17 protein-coding genes are annotated in these 17,568 nt (G+C 64.4%); 10 read left to right on the top strand and 7 right to left on the bottom strand.

The genetic code is table 11. The features are described 5' to 3' along the window. Positions 1-148: 148 nt before the first annotated feature. Genes iaaH through DIE04_RS14835 form a run of 5 tightly spaced genes read left to right on the top strand, consistent with a single transcriptional unit; the run spans position 149 to position 6,098 of the window. Positions 149-1,570, top strand: coding sequence for an indoleacetamide hydrolase (iaaH, locus tag DIE04_RS14855; RefSeq protein ID WP_124484767.1), 1,422 nt, complete (start codon positions 149-151; stop codon positions 1,568-1,570). Between the two features lie 36 nt (positions 1,571-1,606). Then, a complete protein-coding gene (locus DIE04_RS14850; protein ID WP_124484768.1) occupies positions 1,607-2,791 on the top strand; it encodes a substrate-binding domain-containing protein in 1,185 nt (394 codons plus the stop codon). Positions 2,792-2,795: 4 nt separating this feature from the next. Continuing rightward, positions 2,796-3,641 (top strand): branched-chain amino acid ABC transporter permease, encoded by an 846-nt coding sequence (locus DIE04_RS14845; RefSeq protein ID WP_124522939.1) that lies wholly within the window; start codon positions 2,796-2,798, stop codon positions 3,639-3,641. Next, positions 3,619-5,394, top strand: coding sequence for an ABC transporter permease subunit (locus DIE04_RS14840; protein WP_124522941.1), 1,776 nt, complete (start codon positions 3,619-3,621; stop codon positions 5,392-5,394). Before DIE04_RS14845 ends, DIE04_RS14840 begins: the two co-directional genes overlap by 23 nt. Then, on the top strand, positions 5,391-6,098 hold the full coding sequence (locus tag DIE04_RS14835) for an ABC transporter ATP-binding protein (RefSeq protein ID WP_260426177.1): 708 nt from the start codon (positions 5,391-5,393) through the stop codon (positions 6,096-6,098). The genes DIE04_RS14840 and DIE04_RS14835 overlap by 4 nt, the downstream gene beginning before the upstream one ends. 63 nt (positions 6,099-6,161) lie before the next feature. Here DIE04_RS14835 and DIE04_RS14830 read toward each other — a convergent pair whose 3' ends face one another. Next, a complete protein-coding gene (locus DIE04_RS14830; RefSeq protein ID WP_260426903.1) occupies positions 6,162-6,899 on the bottom strand; it encodes a helix-turn-helix transcriptional regulator in 738 nt (245 codons plus the stop codon). Between the two features lie 459 nt (positions 6,900-7,358). Here DIE04_RS14830 and DIE04_RS14825 point away from each other — a divergent pair, with 459 nt between their 5' ends. Further along, positions 7,359-8,417 (top strand): porin, encoded by a 1,059-nt coding sequence (locus DIE04_RS14825; RefSeq protein ID WP_260426175.1) that lies wholly within the window; start codon positions 7,359-7,361, stop codon positions 8,415-8,417. A 215-nt stretch (positions 8,418-8,632) separates the two neighbouring features. Here the strand turns inward: DIE04_RS14825 and DIE04_RS14820 are convergent, their stop codons facing one another. From DIE04_RS14820 to DIE04_RS14795, 6 genes are read right to left on the bottom strand one after another with little or no spacing between them, the layout of a single operon-like run. After that, positions 8,633-10,012 carry an MFS transporter gene (locus tag DIE04_RS14820; protein WP_124484771.1) on the bottom strand — a complete coding sequence of 460 codons (1,380 nt, stop codon included), beginning with the start codon at positions 10,010-10,012 and terminating at the stop codon, positions 8,633-8,635. Beyond that, positions 10,009-10,728 carry an ABC transporter ATP-binding protein gene (locus tag DIE04_RS14815; RefSeq protein ID WP_124484772.1) on the bottom strand — a complete coding sequence of 240 codons (720 nt, stop codon included), beginning with the start codon at positions 10,726-10,728 and terminating at the stop codon, positions 10,009-10,011. The genes DIE04_RS14820 and DIE04_RS14815 overlap by 4 nt, the downstream gene beginning before the upstream one ends. After that, positions 10,725-11,507, bottom strand: coding sequence for an ABC transporter ATP-binding protein (locus DIE04_RS14810; RefSeq protein WP_124522943.1), 783 nt, complete (start codon positions 11,505-11,507; stop codon positions 10,725-10,727). The genes DIE04_RS14815 and DIE04_RS14810 overlap by 4 nt, the downstream gene beginning before the upstream one ends. Then, complete coding sequence (locus tag DIE04_RS14805; protein WP_124522945.1) at positions 11,504-12,391, bottom strand: branched-chain amino acid ABC transporter permease; 888 nt, start codon at positions 12,389-12,391, stop codon at positions 11,504-11,506. The genes DIE04_RS14810 and DIE04_RS14805 overlap by 4 nt, the downstream gene beginning before the upstream one ends. Next, positions 12,384-13,277 carry a branched-chain amino acid ABC transporter permease gene (locus tag DIE04_RS14800; RefSeq protein ID WP_124519425.1) on the bottom strand — a complete coding sequence of 298 codons (894 nt, stop codon included), beginning with the start codon at positions 13,275-13,277 and terminating at the stop codon, positions 12,384-12,386. The genes DIE04_RS14805 and DIE04_RS14800 overlap by 8 nt, the downstream gene beginning before the upstream one ends. A 16-nt stretch (positions 13,278-13,293) precedes the next feature. Beyond that, positions 13,294-14,388 (bottom strand): ABC transporter substrate-binding protein, encoded by a 1,095-nt coding sequence (locus tag DIE04_RS14795; protein ID WP_124484776.1) that lies wholly within the window; start codon positions 14,386-14,388, stop codon positions 13,294-13,296. 306 nt (positions 14,389-14,694) lie between these two features. Between DIE04_RS14795 and DIE04_RS14790 the strand changes: the two genes are divergently transcribed. The 4 genes from DIE04_RS14790 to DIE04_RS14775 all read left to right on the top strand — a co-directional run. Continuing rightward, positions 14,695-15,042: a RidA family protein gene (locus tag DIE04_RS14790; RefSeq protein WP_124519426.1), complete on the top strand. Its 348-nt coding sequence runs from the start codon at positions 14,695-14,697 to the stop codon at positions 15,040-15,042. Between the two features lie 12 nt (positions 15,043-15,054). Then, a complete protein-coding gene (locus DIE04_RS14785) occupies positions 15,055-16,299 on the top strand; it encodes a D-amino acid dehydrogenase (protein WP_124519427.1) in 1,245 nt (414 codons plus the stop codon). After that, positions 16,296-17,087 carry an aspartate/glutamate racemase family protein gene (locus DIE04_RS14780; RefSeq protein WP_124484779.1) on the top strand — a complete coding sequence of 264 codons (792 nt, stop codon included), beginning with the start codon at positions 16,296-16,298 and terminating at the stop codon, positions 17,085-17,087. Before DIE04_RS14785 ends, DIE04_RS14780 begins: the two co-directional genes overlap by 4 nt. 82 nt (positions 17,088-17,169) lie before the next feature. Continuing rightward, the coding region (locus DIE04_RS14775) for a GntR family transcriptional regulator (RefSeq protein WP_148091651.1) at positions 17,170-17,568 on the top strand (399 nt) is incomplete at its 3' end.

Raw genomic sequence — 17,568 nt, 5'->3', positions numbered from 1 at the left:
ATCAAGGCCGCCGACGTCGGTCGCGGGGCTGTATCGGGCGCGGTGAGGTAACGCTGCCACGGTTGAGCGTGTCGTCGTCATTTCTGACGATACGCTGCAAAAAAGCAGGCGCGCAATCTACGAAGACCGAAATGTAAGCGAGACGTAGATGCCAACCCTCCCGCAGCTTTCAGTCGTCGACGCCAAAGGTGCGATCGATCGACGCGAGATCTCCTGCCTGGAATACGTTCAGGCGCTGATGGATCGACAGGCTGAAACCGAGTCGCTGAACGGGTTCGTGTATGTCGACCCGGAGAAATTGTTGCAATCGGCGCGGGCGCATGATGAATCTCCCGCAGCCCGAACAGGCCGGATGTCACTTGCAGGCATTCCATTGGCAATCAAGGACAACATCGACTGCGTGGGCATGCCGACAGCCGCTGGAACGGCAGCGCTGCGCAACGCCGTACCTCGAGCGAACGCGCCGGTCGTGGCGCGCGTGATCGAAGCGGGTGCGTTGGTCGCGGGCAAAGCCAACATGCACGAACTCGCTTTCGGCTGCACCAACGACAACGGATTTTTCGGCCCGGCCCGCAATCCGTATGACCCGTCCAGAATTCCTGGCGGAAGCAGCGGCGGGTCTGCCGTGCTGGTGGCGAGTGGTGCGGTGCCGGCGGCGCTCGGCACCGACACGGGCGGATCGGTGCGAATACCGGCGGCGCTGTGTGGACTGGTCGGCTTTCGTCCCACGCATGGACGCTATCCGTCAGAGGGAGTCGTACCGATATCGCCCACGCGCGACACGGTCGGTCCGATTGCCCGAACCGTCTCCGACATGTTGTTGCTGGACGAGATCCTGTCCGGAAGTGGTTCAGCGCCTCCCGTTGTCGACGGTGCACGTGACTTTCGCCTGGCAGTCCCGTACTCGACGTTGTGGGAGGGGCTGTCACCCGATGCGCGGCCGGTACTCGAACATGCGCTGCAGAAGCTCGAGGATGCAGGCTTCGAACTGGTTGACGTAGACCTGCGACGTTATCCGTTTTTCCGTGCGCAGAAGAGCGCAACCATCCCGTTTTTCGAGTTTGGCGGTGCCGTGGGCCGCTATCTGGAAACAGGTGGCGTGGCTGTGACGTTCCCGGAGATCGTTGCCCGGATCAAAAGCCCGGATGTAGTCCGCATCGTCAGCGACATCCTGGGGGCCGGTGCGATTTCCGCGGCCGAATATACCGAAGCGCTTCTCGCGCGAGAGCGGTCGCGCACGTCTTACGTGGCGTGTCTTCGCGAAATGGAGGCCGACGCGCTGCTATTTCCCACCGTCCTGATTCCGGCTTGCAACATCGGCTCTGAAACCGTGGCGGTCGGGTCTGAAGCGCTCGATGTCTTTGCCGCGTACACGCGAAATACCGAACCAGGCAGCAATGCCGGGGTACCCGGCATCACCATTCCCGCAGGTCTGACCCAGGATGGGCTCCCGGTTGGACTGGCGCTGGACGGTGCTCCGTATTCGGATCAGCGAATCCTGCAGATCGGCAAGGAAATGGAGCGCGTGCTGTGTGCCGCGACGTTCCCGCGTCTCGACGCACACGTTTGATTCATCCGGCAACGGCTTAACGAGAAAGGCAAGCAAATGAATCGTCGAAATATCCTGAAAAGTATTGCGCTCGGTGCTGCAAGTGCCGCGGTGGGCGTCGGGGGGCTCGTTCCGGCATCGGTACGCGCGGCAAACCAGCCGCTGAAGCTGGCGCTGATGGCGCCGATGAGCGGGCCGGCCGCATTTTTCGGTCAAGCCTGCAAAAACTGTGCGGCGTTGGCAATCGACGAGATCAATGCGCGCGGGGGCGTTTTGGGGCGCCCCCTCGAGTTGCTGGTGGGCGACGCCGGCGCCGCACCTTCCGAGTCGGCGCAGACGGCGCTCCGCCTCTGGAAGCGCGACAAGGCGGAGGTCTTTGTCGGATCGCACGATAGCGCTGTCCGGACGGCGCTGGAAAGTCTGTTCCGAGGCCAGGTGCCTTACTTCTATACCCCGATGTACGAGGGCGGCGATTGCGCGAAGGGCACGTTCTTCGTTGGCGAGACGCCTGCGCAGCAACTGGCGCCGGTCATTCCGTGGCTGACCGCCAAACACCAGGTCAAGCGCTGGTTCCTGATCGGCAACGACTACATCTGGCCGCGCAAGTCGAACGAAGTGGCGAAAAAGGCGATTCAGGGTTCCGGCGCGGCCGTGGTCGGCGAAGAGTACGTTCCATTCGACGTCGACAACTTCGACGCGGTACTCGGCAAAATCCGGGACAGCAAGGCGGATGCGGTCTTCATCACGCTGGTGGGCGGGTCGGCCGTCACGTTCAACCGAAGTTTTGCGAGCTTCGGTCTCAGCGACAAGATGATCCGCTTCGGCACGATGGTCGAAGAAAACACATTGATCGGCATCGGTGCGTCCAACTCCAGGAACCTCTACTCGGCCTCCGGCTTTTTCTCGACGCCGACCGCCACGTCCGGGCAGTTTCTGGAGCGCTATCACAAGCAGTTCGGTGCTTCGGCGGTTTTGAGCAGCATCGGCGAGTCGACGTACGAGGGCATCCTGATGTATGACGCCATGGCCAGGAAGGCGAATTCCGCGTCGATCGGCGATCTGACGAAGACTTCCGATGGCGCAAGTTACACAGGCCCGCGCGGCGCGGTCACGATGAAGTCGCGCAATGTGACGGCCGACATCTTCCTCGCGAAGGCATCAGGCGTCCGATACGACGTCGTCAAGACGTTCTCACAACTGAGCTCGGCCGAAACCTGTGCGAGCGGAGCGGGTGCGGGTTGAAGTCATGCTGCTTTCCCATCTTCTCAATCTCGGATACGCATGCGCGGCCCTCGCGCTCACGACGATAGGTCTGGCAATCGTGTTCGGGCTGCTGGGCGTGTTGAACATGGCACATGGCGAGTTCATCATGCTGGGCGCGTATTCGGTGGTCGTCGTGCAGCGTCTCGGGTTACCCGCCTTGCTTGCCATACCTTTGGCGATCGTCGTATGCGCTGCTGTCGGATGGATCGTCGAGCGCCTGCTGGTTCGCCCTTTGTATGAGCGGCCATTCGACACCTTGCTCGCAACCTGGGGCGTTTCGATCCTACTGCGCGAAGGCGTGGTCGCATTGTTCGGAAAGGGTTACCAGGACGTGACGGGTGCGGATGGCACATCGATGGATGTCCTTGGCACCCAGTATCCGGCATTCCGGCTCGCGATGATGCTCGCGGTGGGCCTGGCATTCGCGGGGCTCGCCGCATGGTACAGCCGCAGCCAGACGGGCGCGCGGATTCGAGGCATGGTCGCGAATCCGCTTCTTGCCAAGGCAGCCGGCATCAATACGACCCGACTGGCCAGCGGCACGTTCATTACGGGTGTGGTGCTGGCCGGGTTGGCGGGGGTGCTTCTCGCACCGATCGTACGGGTCGAGCCATACATGGGCCTCGACTATCTGCTCAATTCGTTTTTCGTGCTCGTTGTCGGTGGCCTGGGCAGCCTGCTCGGTCTCGCGGTAGGCACGTTCGTCATCGGAGGGACGCAGGTCGCGGTGTCGAGTTTCATCGATCAGACGTCGGGCTATACCGCTGTCCTGATCCTGTCCATCTATTTCTTGTGGAGTCGCCCAAATGGCCTCGTCTCGCGCCGTTGAAACGGCCCTCCAGGTTGTCACGGCGGCGATTCTTCTCAGCTTGCCGCGGTGGGCCGGTGATTACAGCGCAAACCAGATCGGGCTTCTGTTGCTGTATGGAATGGCCACGCAAAGCGTTGCTTTGTGCTGGGGGAATGCGGGCTTCTTGCCGCTGGGCCAAAGCCTGTTTTTCGGGCTGGGTGCGTATGTCAGCGCCTTTGTATTGCGCTGCGCCGCCGCGGCCGGTGGCGAATGGCAGATCATTATGCTTCCGCTTGCAATTGCAGTACCGGCGGCCCTGGCCTATGCAATCGGATTGATCGTCTTTGCGCGCCGGATCGACAGTGGGCCGTTCTTTTCGTTGATTACCCTTGCGCTTTGCATGTTGGGGTTTCTGGTCGCCAATCAATGGAGCAGCGTAACCGGCGGCTTCAATGGGTTGACCGATATCCCCGATCTGCCGATGACCGACAGGTATGGAAGCCTGTATTACGTGATCGCCGCGGCTGCGGTTGTCGTCACGGCGCTGATCACCTGGTTGAACCGCAGACCGATCGGGACGCTCTGGGCCGCCACTTCAGAGAATGAAGATCGCCTCCAGTTCTTTGGATTCGCGACACACAAACTGAAGGCTGCCGCTTTTGGCCTATCGGGCGCGATCGCAGGTTTGGGGGGCGCGCTGTATGCGCCTCATGAGGGCCTCGTCGGTCCTCAGGCGGTCGGCGTGGCGTTGTCAGCGCAGTTTGTCATCTGGGCGGCCGTCGGGGGAAAGCGCAGTCCGTTGGGCGCGCAACTCGGTGCCGTCGTGATCGGACTGCTCGCAGCGACCTGGCGTGATCTGTTTACCTATTGGGAAGTGCTGGTTGCGCTGATTTTCATCGGTGTGGTGCGGCTGTTTCCCGATGGCCTGGCCGGCATGGCCGCTGCGCTTGCCCGAATTGCGGGTCTGCGAGTCGCGAACACGATTCCGGAGAAACGGGCCGATGCGCCCGACATCGCCACGATTGACATACGACCGCTTCAATCCACGCTGCTCAGTTTCAGGAAGGTGGAAGTCAGCCAGGGTAGCGTCAACATTCTCAACGGGCTCGATCTCGAGGTGGGAGCCGGGGTCATCAATTGTTTCATTGGCCCCAATGGCGCCGGGAAGACGTCGACGTTCAATGCAATGACGGGCCGCTTGCCAGTCCGTTCAGGCGAAATCCACTTTCGCGGGGCCGAGATTTCGTCCTCTCAGGCCTGGCAGGTCGCCCGACTGGGAGTCGGCCGCAAGTTTCAGATTCCCACGGTTTTCGCCCAGTTGTCCGTCGACAAGAATCTTCAGATCGCCCTGTGGGCGAATCGGATCCGTCCTCGAGAGATGCTGACTGCGGCGCCCCTGCATTGGAATTCGGTTCAACGCGTCCGCACGCTTGGAAAATTCGGGTTTCTTGAATCGAATATGGCTGTTCGTGCGGGAGATCTTTCTCAAGGGATGCGCCAGATGCTGGAGTTCGCGATGGTGGCCATCACCGAGCCGCGTCTTTTGCTCCTCGACGAGCCGTGCGCGGGCCTCTCGGCGCACGAAACCCGTCACATGATGGACGCGATCACGTCGACCGTCGGCGAACTGGAGGCGTCAGCCATCGTGATCGAGCATGACATGAGCGCGCTCGAAAAGATCGCCGGCAACGTGGTGGTGCTTCATCAGGGAAGAAGCCTCGCGGTCGGGTCTCTGTCGCAGATCAAGATGTCGGCAGAGGTCAAGGCTGTCTACTCAGGAGGAAGAAAATGAGCGAACGCCAGCGAGAAGCCATGTTGAGCTTTTCGTCGATCGTCGCCGGCTATGGTGACACGATGGTGCTCAAAGGGATCAGCGGCGAGGTGGCTGCGGGTAACGTCCTGGGTGTATTCGGCCGCAATGGTGTGGGCAAGTCGACGCTGATGCGCGCTTTGACGGGCGTCATCCGGCCCATGTCCGGTGCCGTAACCGTCAACGGGGGTGAAGTCGGCAAAGTGCCGTCGCATCAGCGACGACGTTTGGGGATGAGCTACGCGCCGCAGGAACGGGTTGTCTTTGACAATTTGAGCGTCGCAGACAACCTGACACTCGGATTCAAGACAAGAAGCCTGGACGCATACGACGACTTGTTCCGGATCTTCCCGCGTCTGCAAGAGCGGTTGTTGCAGCCGGCTGGAAAGCTGAGCGGTGGTGAAAAGAAGTTGCTTTCCTTCGCCAGAATCATCGCGGAGCGTTCGCCTCTCACGCTGATCGACGAGCCGTCGGAAGGGGTTCAGCAGGAGAACCTGGAGCGCATGGCGTCTGTTATCCGGTCTCGGACCGCAGAAGGAGCGGCGTTCGTGGTTGTCGAACAGAATCTGACGTTTCTAACTTCGATCGCCGACAATTTCATCGGTTTGGATCATGGAGAGATCGTGCTGTCGGGCGACTCGATCGATATGTCTCGCGACCAGCTCGAAGCCGTATTGGCGGTTTAGTCTTCCGTATCAAACGATTCGTCGCGTCGCGTGCACCTGATCGTCGATCGTGCCGTTCAACACTCATGACGGCGCGGTCGTTCTAGCCGCGGCGACGGAAGCAGCAAGCTCCGCGCGGTTGGAGAATCCCTTCTTGTCCATGATCCGCCGCAAATGGGTGCGCACGGTCGACAAGCTGATGCAGAGCAGGCGGCCGATATCCTGATCGGTACAACCCTTCGCGACAAGTTGCGCGATCTCGCTCTCACGGTCGGTGAGACCCGTTGCACTACCTGCCCGACGTTTGATGGCGCGGCAAAGGAACGGCTCGAGCGCATCGAGCACGAGTTTGTCGCGCATCTCGAATTCAGGTCGATCCTGTGTCCGCCAGATTCTCAGATCGCTGAGCTGGCGCTCGCCGTCGAAAACAAACATGTTGATCCCGTGATGCAAACCATCCTGTGCGAGAAACTCGTTATAGAACTCACTTTTCTCTAGTGCAGGTCGGTCCATGACCTCCTCCACCAAGGTGGCTTTGCGCATCTTGCAGAGCTGCGCCGTCATCGGGTCATTGTGCTGGTACCAGCTCGTGTAGCGGCGCACATGATCGGAGTCGACATTGACCGCGATCGGGTCGACGTATGTTCCTTTTTCTGCATCCCAGTTGTACGAGACGCAGAAATCGGATCGCAGCAGCCGGGTCAAGTCTGGCAAAACGACGCGTCTTGCATCCACCATCGGTCCGAGCTCTTCGAGCCGTCCGATGATGTCCCCGAAAAGTCGGAGTTCGTCGAGCGTGAGGTCGTGAACTGGTGGCTTCAAGGGTGCCTCATCGGTAGGAAGAATCAAGAGACAGCATGCGCGGCAGCCTTGAAAGACAGGCTCGCATTACACGTCAAGCATAGCAGGGAAAAAATGCTGATCGGCAACGAAACTTCGCTTCCTCTACCTGTTCGTTGCATTCATGTCTCAGCTGGATCCACGGCATACCTACAAATCAAAAAGGGACGCTCGCCGGGGCCTTCGAATTTCGTGAGCGAGGGGGGAGGCCAGGGAATTCGTGTCGACATTTCTAACGATGGGGCTCAAAAAAAGCTGCTCATAGAGTAGACGCACAGTGGGAAGCGGACGTGCTGAGACTGTTCGTTGTAGTGAGGCAAGCTGCAGGATTACCCGGAGACGCCTGCCCATTGACCAAACGATTCCGATGCATTTCCAGCGGGACGTTTTCCTCAGTCATTCTCGTCAACGAAAACTACGCTATAAAATTAGGAAAGCGATATGAATATGGTCATTAAGCGAAGCATGGTTGTCTGCGCCGCGGTTGGGTGCGGCGCGGCACATGCGCAGTCCTCAGTGACGCTGTACGGGCTGGTGGATGCGGGCATTACGTACACGAACAATGCGACGTCGAGCACCGGACATGGCGCGCTCGTGCAGTTTGCGTCCGGGTCTTCGCAGGGAGATCGGTGGGGGCTGACGGGTAAAGAGGACCTGGGGGGCGGGCTCAAGGCGATCTTCACGCTCGAAAGTGGCTTTCAACTTTCCAACGGGGCCTTGGCGCAGAGCGGGCTGTTGTTCAATCGTGCAGCCTTCGTGGGCCTTGACGGGCGCTTCGGGACGCTGACGCTCGGGCGGCAATACGACTTCATCGGCGATATTTTCCCGGCGTACTCGATCGCAGGAAACACGGCAGCGGGCATCCTGGGGTGGGGAATCCCGGCGTATGCGGCTGGCGGGTATACGCTTGATAACCGACTGTGGGGCGATAACGTCAATAACTCGGTGAAGTATCTCTCGCCAAAGATTTCGGGTTTCAGTGCCGGCGCCATGTATGGTTTCGGCAATGTCGCCGGCTCGTTGGGGACCAATAGCTCGATGAATTTTCTGCTGAACTACAGTCAAGGTGGGCTCGCCGCATCGCTGTCGTATTTCAAGCAGCATAACGCGACAAACTCCGCGAATTTGACGGAATACGCAGGCGGTGCAACTTACAGTCTCGGGAAAGCCCAGATATTCGGCGTAGTGACCGATGTCCAGTTGAGCAGCGGCACCAAAGCTCGGGCGCTGACCTATGACGGTGGCATGACTTACTTTGTCAGGCCAGATCTTTCGCTTGGAGCAGGGTTCCAGTTTCAAGAGCGCAATAACGGGGTCGGCAGCGCGAATCAGGTCACCATCGGGGCGGATTACTTCATTTCCAAACGCACGGACGTTTATTTCGTTGGGGCGCTCGCGCATGATCATGCACACGGCGCTCAAATCGAAGCAGCGCTCGGGTCGCCGTCCAGCACGAGTTTTCAGACTGCGGCGAGAATTGGCATTCGGCACAAGTTCTAACTGTTGCGGGGTAAGACCGATGGCGAACTGGAGCTTCACCAATCTGTTGGGGAAGGGGCACAGTCCAGAGTGTTGTCGGATGCAGAGAAGCTCGAGCCACTGCTTACGCAGTGTCTAGTGTGTTGCATCGACCGGTTGAATCCACCATCCCTTGCGGCCAGTCGCTGTGTGCATGATGTCCTCGCTGTCATGAAGAAGGGCGGCCCGCGGGGGCGTCAACCCGGGTCGATGCGTCTGAACACGATCGCGAAGCCGGCCAGGTAGACGCTCGCGATCACGGCGAAACCGGCCGCGGTCGAGCGCTCCGGGCTGGCGATCGCGTGCAGCACGACCGACGCGATCGCAACGCCGACCAGCGAGCCGATCTGCCGGCTCGCGTTCAGCGATGCGGCGGCCAGATTCGCGTCCGCGGGGCCGGCCGACTGCATGACGACGAGATTCATCGCGGGGATGGCCTGGCCCGCGCCGAAGTTCGCGATGCCGACCGCGATCGCGAGCGTCGTGTAGGGCAGTGCCTCGATGCCGATCAGCGCGGCGCTGCCGAGCGTGGCGAGCGCGAGGCCCGCGAGCAGCGTGCCGCGCGGGCCGAGCCGCGCGCTCACGCGGGCGGAAGCGAGATTGCCGATGCCGAACATCGCCATCAGCGGAAACAGCTCGAAGCCGGCGCGCAGCGCGCTCGCGCCGCGCGTCTGCTGCAGGTAAAGGCTCAGCAGGAAGATTTCCGCGAGGATGCCGAAATTGATCGCGAGCCCGAGCAGTCCGCCCGCGACGAAGCGCCGGTTGCGCAGCAGCGCGGGCGGCAGGATCCGGTCGCGGGCGCGACGTTCGCGCCACACGAATGCCGCGCCGGCGGCAAACGTCGCGGCCGCGCCGGCGACGATGGCGGGCGAGCGCCAACCGGTGCCCGGCCCCTCGATCAGCGTATAGCTGAGCGCCGCGAGCGCGAGCGCGCCGAGCAGATGGCCGATCGTGTTCAGCGGGCCGGGATGGCGCGGCGAATGCTCGACATGGCGGCACGTGAGCCACAGTCCGGCGAGCCCGACAGGCAGGTTGACCCAGAAGATCCCGCGCCAGCCGATCGCGTCGACGAGCACGCCGCCGATGCACGGCCCGATCGCCATCGCCGCCGAGACGAGCGCCCCCCAGATGCCGATCATCCGCGTGCGCACCGGCCCGGCCGGAAACGCCAGCGTGAGCAGGCTGAGCGAGCTTGGCATGAAGAGCGCGGCACCCACGCCCTGCAGCAGCCGCGCGGCGACGAGCATGCCGCTCGTCTGCGCGGCCGCGCAAAGCACCGACGCGGCGACGAACAGCGCGAGCCCGGCGACATAGATCGCACGCGGCCCGTAACGGTTCGCGAGCGCGCCGCCGAACAGCAGCAGCGCGGCGAAGCTGAGCGTATAGGCGTCGACGACCCAGACGAGCGCGGTCAGCGACATGTCGAGGCTCCCCTGCATCGCCTTCAGCGCGACGTTCACGATGGTCACGTCGAGCATCGCCATCACGAAGCCGCAGGCAAGCGCGACCAGCACGTGTGCCGGCCGCGCGGCAGGCGCGCCGGTCGCGCCGGCTGCGGGCGCGGCGTTCGTGCTCATGCCGCGCGCCCGCCGAGATAGAGGCGCCGCATCTCGTCGCTGTCGAGCAGCTCGGCCGAGGTGCCCGTCAGCGCGACGCGACCCATCGTCAGCACCACGCCGCGATCGGCGATGTGCAGCGCCTCGATCGCGTTCTGTTCGACCATCAGCACCGCGACGTGCTCGGTATCGCGCATCCGTACGATCGCGTCGAACACCTCGTCGACCATTTTCGGCGACAGGCCTGCCGACGGCTCGTCGAGCAACAGCAGCACCGGGCGCGGCATCAGCGCGCGCGCGAGCGACACGATCTGCCGCTCGCCGCCGGACAGCGCGCCCGCGGGCGACCGATAGCGGCGCCGCAGGACGGGGTATTGCTCGCACAGCTCCTCGATCCGCGTTTCGCGAGGGAACGCGGACATCGCGTGGCCGCCGAGCATCAGGTTCTCGCGCACCGTCAGCGCGCCGAACACGTTGTCGGTCTGCGGGACGAAGCCGATGTCGTGTTCGCGGATCTTGCGGTGTACCGGCACGCGCGCGATGTCGCGGCCATGCATCGTGACCGTGCCGGCGCGGGGCGGCACGAAGCCGGCGATCGCCTTGAGGAGCGTCGATTTCCCGCAGCCGTTCGGGCCGAGGATCGTGACGATGTCGACCGGCCCGACGGACAGCGATACGCCGTGCAGGATGTCGATGTCGGCCGTGTAGCCGGCGACCAGGTCGCGAACTTCGATCATGACGCCCCCATCAGATGGCGCGCATGGGCCCGGCCCAGGTAGGCATCGAGCACGCGGCGGTTGCTTTCGAGTTCGGCGGGACGACAGTCGGCGATCGCGGCGCCGCGATCGAGCACGATGCAGCGGTCGCACAGCTCGCGGATGAAGTGCATGTCGTGCTCGATCACGACCAGCGTGACGCCCAGTCCGCGGATGCGGCGCAGCTCGGCGACCAGTTCGCCGCGCAGGTTGGGATGAACGCCCGCGGTCGGTTCGTCGAGCAGCAGCAGCTTCGGCTCGGTCATCATCGCGCACGCGATGCCAAGCAGTTTCTTCTGGCCGCCGGAGATCGCCGCGGCGCCCAGTTGGGCGACGTGCGCGAGCTTCAGTTCCTCGAGCAGCGCGGTGGCGCGTGCGCGCGTCGCGGCTTCCAGCGTGCGTGTCGCGCGGCTGCGCAGCAGTGCCGCGACGGGGCCGTGGCGGGCCGACGACGCGGCCATCGCCAGTTCGAGCACCGACATGCGCGCGGGCATCGACGGCAACTGGAACGTCCGGCGGATGCCGAGCCGTGCGATCCGGTACGGCGCAAGCGTGTCGATGCGACGCCCGGCGAAGCGGATCGCGCCGGCCGCGACGGGCGCGAAGCCCGTGATCGCATTGAGTGCAGTGCTCTTGCCCGAGCCGTTCGGCCCGAGCAGTCCGACGATCTCGCCGTCGCCGACGGCGAGCGAGAGGCCGGACAGCACCGCGTTGTCGCCATAGCGGATCGTGACGCCTTCAAGGTCGAGCAGGGCGCTCATGGGCGAACCTCCAGCCGTTCCGGCACGAGGCCGCGCGGGCGCCGCAGCACGCATGCGAGCAGCATCAGGCCGACGAGGCCGAGGCGCACCGCACCCGCGAGGTCGCTGCCGACGCCGAGCCAGTCCTTCAGGAACGGCGCGAACGCGTAAACCGCCTGAACGATGAGCGCGCCGGCCAGCACGCCGGCGTGGCTGCCGAGCCCGCCGACCATGACGATGGTCCACAGCGCGAAGGTTTCCGACGCCACCATCGCATCCGGGCCGACGTAGCTGATGTACCAGATGAGAAGCGCGCCCGCGAACGCCGCGGGCAGCGCGCCCGCGACGCTCGCCCAGGTCTTCAGCGCGACCGGGTCGTAGCCGAAGCAGACGGCGAGCGCGGGCTCCTCGCGCATCACCTTCAGCGCGCGACCGAAGCGGCCGGTGGTCAGCAGCCGGCATGCGACGCAGGCGACGGCGAGGCCGCCGGCCGCGACGGCGAGGAACGCGAGATCGGCCCACGGCGCGCGCAGCCCGGGAAAGAGCGGCGCGATGCCGCCGATACCCTGCGCACCGCCCGTCAGCCAGCCCTCGTTCAGCGCGAACGTGCGCAGGATCTCGGCGATCGCGAGCGTCGCGATGCCCCAATAGTCGGCCGACAGATGTCGGCCGAGCCGCGCGATCGAGACGGCCAGCACGCTCGCCGCGCCCGCCGCGAGCGCCACGGCGGCCGGCAGCGGCCAGCCGAGCTGCGAAGCGATGCCGGCGGCGTAGGCACCGAGCCCCGCGAACGCAACGAAGCCGAAATTGACGAGCCCTGCGTAGCCTGCCTGCAGGTTCAGGCCGAGCGCCATCGTCGCGTACAGGCACGTGACGGTCAGCAGATGGACGATGAAACTAGACACGACGCACCTCCCCGTCGAAGATTCCATACGGCCGGAACACGAGCACGACGAGCAGGATGGCGAACGACACCGCGCCGACGTATTCGACCGGAAAGAAAGCGACCGGCCGGCCGACCAGCCCGCCGAAGTCGACATCGAGCGCGGTCGTCTCGGCAAGCGCGATCAGGAATGCGCCGGCCGCCGCGCCGAGCGGATTGCCGAGACCGCCAAGGATCGCGGCGGAAAACACCGGGATCAGCAGCCCGTAGCCGAGGTTGACGTGCACGCTTTCAGTCGCGCCGAGCATCGTGCCGCCGAGCGCCGCGAGCACGCCGCTCGCGAACGTGATCACGTTGGTCACGCGCCGCGCATCGATGCCCGTCGCGAGCGCGAGCGCGCGATTCGACGCGAGCGCACGCATCGCACGGCCGAGGCGGGTGCGGTACAGCAGCAGCGCGAAAACGGCGAGCGCGACGCAACCGCACGCGATCGAACCCGCCTGCGCGGGCGACATCGCGACGCCTCCGACCATCAGTGGCGGGCGCACCGCCTGCGCGTACTGCAGCGGCCGCGAGCCGGCGGTGCCGAGCATCAGCGCGACGGCGAGCAGCGAAACGGCGAGCGAGCCGATCATCGCGACCGCGCTGCCGGAGCGCAGCAGGCGCGTGAACACGAACAGGTTCAGCAGCGTCGCGGCAAGGCCGACCAGCGCGCACGACACGGCGGTCGCAAGCGGGAACGGCATGCCGATGCGCTCGAACCCGAGGGTCGCGAACGCGCCGACCATCGCGTACTGGACGTGTGCGATGTTCGGGAAGCGAATCAGCGAGTACAGCGTCGACAGGCCGACGGATACCAGCAACAAGTCGGACGTGCGCATCAGGACATCGATCAGGAACTGCAGCATCGCGTGCTCCCGGTGGCTACTGGGCGACGACGGATTGCCGGTACACGACCTTCTCGTACGGCTGCACGAGCCGCTGGCCGTCGGCATCGAAGGCGATCGTGCCCGTCACACCGTCATAGGGCTGGCTGGCCGCGAGTTCCGCACGCACCTTCGCTGGATCGGCCGAGTGCGCGCGGTTGATTGCCGCCGCGGACAGCATCGTGGCGTCGTACGCGTAGCTGCCGAACGCCGAGCGCGGCGCCTCGTGATACGCGGCGCGATAGGCCGCCGCGTACGCGGCGGCGCTCCCGCCGAGCGCCGCGACCTCCAGGCCGATCTGCCCCTGGGCGATCTGGGCGGGCGTGTCGCTCGTGCACATCGTCAGGTAGATGCCGTACCACGGCCGCTGGTTGAGGCGCATTTCGAACGCCTGCCGGTTTAGCGTCGCGGCTTCCTGCCCGTACGCGCTGTACACGTAGCCGTCGGGCTGCGCGCGCGATGCCTGTTCCAGTTCGCGCCGGTAGGTCGACTGGCCTTCCGTGTAGAGAACCGTCGAGACGATCGTGCCGCCGAGTGCCTCGAAACGCTTCCTGAACTCGGTTGCGATGCCCTGGCCGTAACCGTTGTTCGGCGCGATCAGTGCGATGCGCCGCAGCTTGCGGTCGTACACGTCCTGCGCGGCGAAGCGCGCGGACTGGTCGTCGAGCCCGATCGTGCTGAACGAGCCCGCGCCGATCTTGCGGACCTGCTGGCTCGACGAACCGATGTTGACGTGCACGTCGCCCTGGCGCACGAGGAATTGTCCGATCGGGATCGTCACCGACGACGAAAATTCGCCGAGCACGAGCGGCACGCGCTCGACGGTCGCCAGCTTGCGTGCGGCGTCGAGCGCCGTGTTGGCCGTGCCGCCCGAATCCTCGATCCGTACCTGCAGCTTCTGCCCGAGCACGCCGCCTTGCGCATTGATCTTCGCGACCGCGAGCTCGATCCCGCGCCGCTGGTCCTCGCCGATCGACGCGCTCGCGCCTGTCAGCGGCAACACGGCGCCGACGCTCACGTCGGCGTACGCAGGAAATGTTGTCCACGCGCCGAGCGCGACGCAGATCCCGAGACTCCAGCAACCCAGCTTCATTTTTGCGCTCCTGAACATGTGTTGAATTGCGTTTGAAATACAAAAGTGTCGACAGAATCACAGAACAAAAATCGTTGGCAAACATTTTTTGGACGAATGTTGCGAGGTCCGTAAAGTGCCTTGGAATGAACAAGAAAATGCCTTGTTTTAGCGCACTAGACGCACAACAAGAGCGACTGTAAACACCAGCGACGGGCAGATGCGCCAGATTGGGTCAATGTCGAATCTTTTCGAAAAAAGTGTATACAGTGATGAATACGAATGCTTAGAATTCAACCGACTCGACACGGAAACGGAGGCAGTGCGATGGACATCAAGCGCTATGGCGCGGGGGAACGGATGAGCCAGCTCGTGGTGGCGGGCGGCTTCGCGTTCATTGCCGGACAGGTGGCCGATGACACCGCGCTCGACGTCGCCGGCCAGACACGCCAGATCCTCGACAAGATCGACCGGCTGCTCGACGGCGCGGGGCTCGACAAGCGCCGGATCGTGTCCGCGAGTATCTGGCTGGCCGATCACCGGAGCTTTGCCGACATGAACCGGGTCTGGGATGCATGGGTTGCGCAGGGCGATACGCCGGCGCGCGCATGCGTGGAATCGGCGCTCGCGTTTCCCGAGTACACGGTCGAAATCGCGGCGATCGCTGCGCTCTAGCGGAGACGAGTCATGAGGACGGTCGTGCTGGGAGGCGGCATCGTCGGTGTGACGACCGCGTACTTTCTCGCGAAGGCCGGCGACGAGGTCGTGGTGGTCGACCGGCGCGACGGCGTCGCGCTCGAGACGAGCTTCGCGAACGCGGGACTGATCGCGCCGGGGCATTCCTATACGTGGGCATCCCCGCGGGCGCCGAAGATCCTGCTCAAGTCGCTGTTTTCGGACAGGCAGGCGTTGCGTCTCAAATGGTCGCCGGACTGGCGGATGTGGGCGTGGTGTCGCCTGTTCCTGCGGAACTGCACGGCGGAGCGCTCGCGCAGGAACACGTCGATCAAGGTGCGGCTGTGCCGCTATGCGCAGCAGCAGCTCCAGTCGGCGACCCGCGACGAGGCCCTCGCGTACGACCGGATCAGCAGCGGTTTGCTGTACCTGTACCGGGATCCCGCATCGTTCGAGCGCGGCGTCGCGAACATGCGGATTCTGTCCGACAACGGCCTGCCGCTCGAGACGCTCGATTTGCGCGCGGTGATCGAGCGCGAGCCCGCGCTCGCCGGCGCGGCGGACGCGATTGCCGGTGCGATCTACTGTCCGTCCGACGAGAGCGGCGATGCGCACCTGTTCACCCGGGCGCTCGCCGAACGCTGCCGCGCGCTCGGCGTCGAGTTCCGTTTCGGCGCAACGATCGACGGCGTGCGCGCGCATGCGGACGCGGTGGACTACGTGCAGACGTCGCAGGGCCGCGTGAGCGGCGACCGCTATGTGCTCGCGCTCGGCTCGTACTCGCCGTTCGTCGCGCGCGCGCTCGGCTACCGATTGCCGATCTATCCGGTGAAAGGCTATTCGGTCACGCTGCCGATCGATGCACGCCACGAGCCGCCGACGCTCGGCGGCGTCGAGGAAAACCAGCTCGTCGCGTGGGCGCGGTTCGGCGATCGGCTGCGCCTGACCGCGACGGCCGAATTCAGCGGCTACGACACGACCCACACGCCCGCGGACTTCGCGCACATGCTGGCGACCGCGCGGGCGCTGTTTCCGAACGGCGCCGACTACACGAAGCCGTCGTACTGGGCGGGGTTGCGGCCGATGACGCCGGAAGGCACGCCGATCATCGGCGCGACCCGCCATCGCAATCTCTTTCTCAACACCGGGCACGGCCACATGGGCTGGACGATGTCGTGCGGTACCGCGAAGATCGTCGCCGACCTGATCCACGGCCGGCAGCCCGACATCGACATTACCGGGATGACACTCCAGTGAGCGAACTTCTTTCGACCCCAGTGCAGCATGGCGCCGGTTCGTACGCGCGCTTCGGCTTCTCGCTCGATGCGGGCATCGCGCGCCGCGCGGCGATCGGGCTCGTCGTGCTCGCGACCGACCATACGATCGAATACGAATGGCGGCGCGTGCTCTCGCTCGACGGCGTCGCGTTCTACGAGAGCCGGATCGCGAACTCCGCCGACATCACCGCGGAGACGCTCGCGCGGATGGACGGCGGGATCGCGGCGGCCGTCGAGTTGATCCGCCCCGGCGAACGTCTCGACGTGGTCGCGTTCGGCTGCACGTCCGCGTCGACGGTGCTCGGCGAGGAGCGCGTGTTCGAGCGGATTCGCGAAGCGCGGCCGGGCGTGGCGTGCACGACGCCGATCACCGCGGCACGGGTCGCGCTGGGCGCGCTGGGTGCGCGCGGCGTTGCGCTTCTCACGCCGTACGAGCGCCCGATCAACGAAGCCATGGCCGCCTACCTGCGCGCGCGCGGCGTCGACGTCGTCAGGGCGGGTTCGTTCGAGCATCGCGACGACAACGAGGTGGCGCGGATCGACCGCGCTTCCATCGAGCGCGCGGTGCTGGCGCTGGCCGCCGATCCGGCGGTGGATGCGGTGTTCGTGTCGTGCACGAGCCTTAGGCTAGTCGACGCGCTCGCGGAGATCGAGGCGCGCGCCGGCAAGCCGGTCCTGTCGAGCAATCACGCGCTCGCGTGGCATGCGCTGCGGCTCGCGGGCGTCGACGATCCGGTGCCGGGCTTCGGACGCCTGTTGATGCAATGACGGTGGCAGAAGCACCCGAAGCGTCCGCAGGCCGGTCCATGGTCGATAATGACGGTCGCCGACAGACGAAGGAGGAGGCGAGATGGCAGCGAATTCCGTGCTTGGCGGCCGCGAGGCTATGGCGCCCAGGCGCGCGGGCCTTACGGTCAACGAGATTTACGAGCAGTTGAAGCAGATGGCCGTGCTGTACAAGATCCGGCCGGGCGAGCGGGTCAACGAGCTTGAACTGGCGGAACGGTTCGACGTCAGCCGCACGCCGATCCGGGAAGCACTGAACCGTCTCGTCGCGGAGAACCTGCTGGTCTTCGTGCCGAATCGCGGATTCTTCATCCGCCAACTGGAAGGGAAAGACGTGTTCGATCTCTTTGAGCTGAGGCGTTCGATCGAGTCGACCGCGGTGATGCTCGCGTGCGAACGGGCGTCCGACAACGACATCAAGACACTGCGCCGCTTCTGGCGGCAGGTGATGAAGAGCGCATCT

It is taken from the genome of Burkholderia sp. Bp8994 (genome assembly GCF_003853805.1).
Lineage (GTDB): Bacteria > Pseudomonadota > Gammaproteobacteria > Burkholderiales > Burkholderiaceae > Burkholderia.
This window is presented reverse-complemented; position numbering and strand designations above follow the sequence as displayed.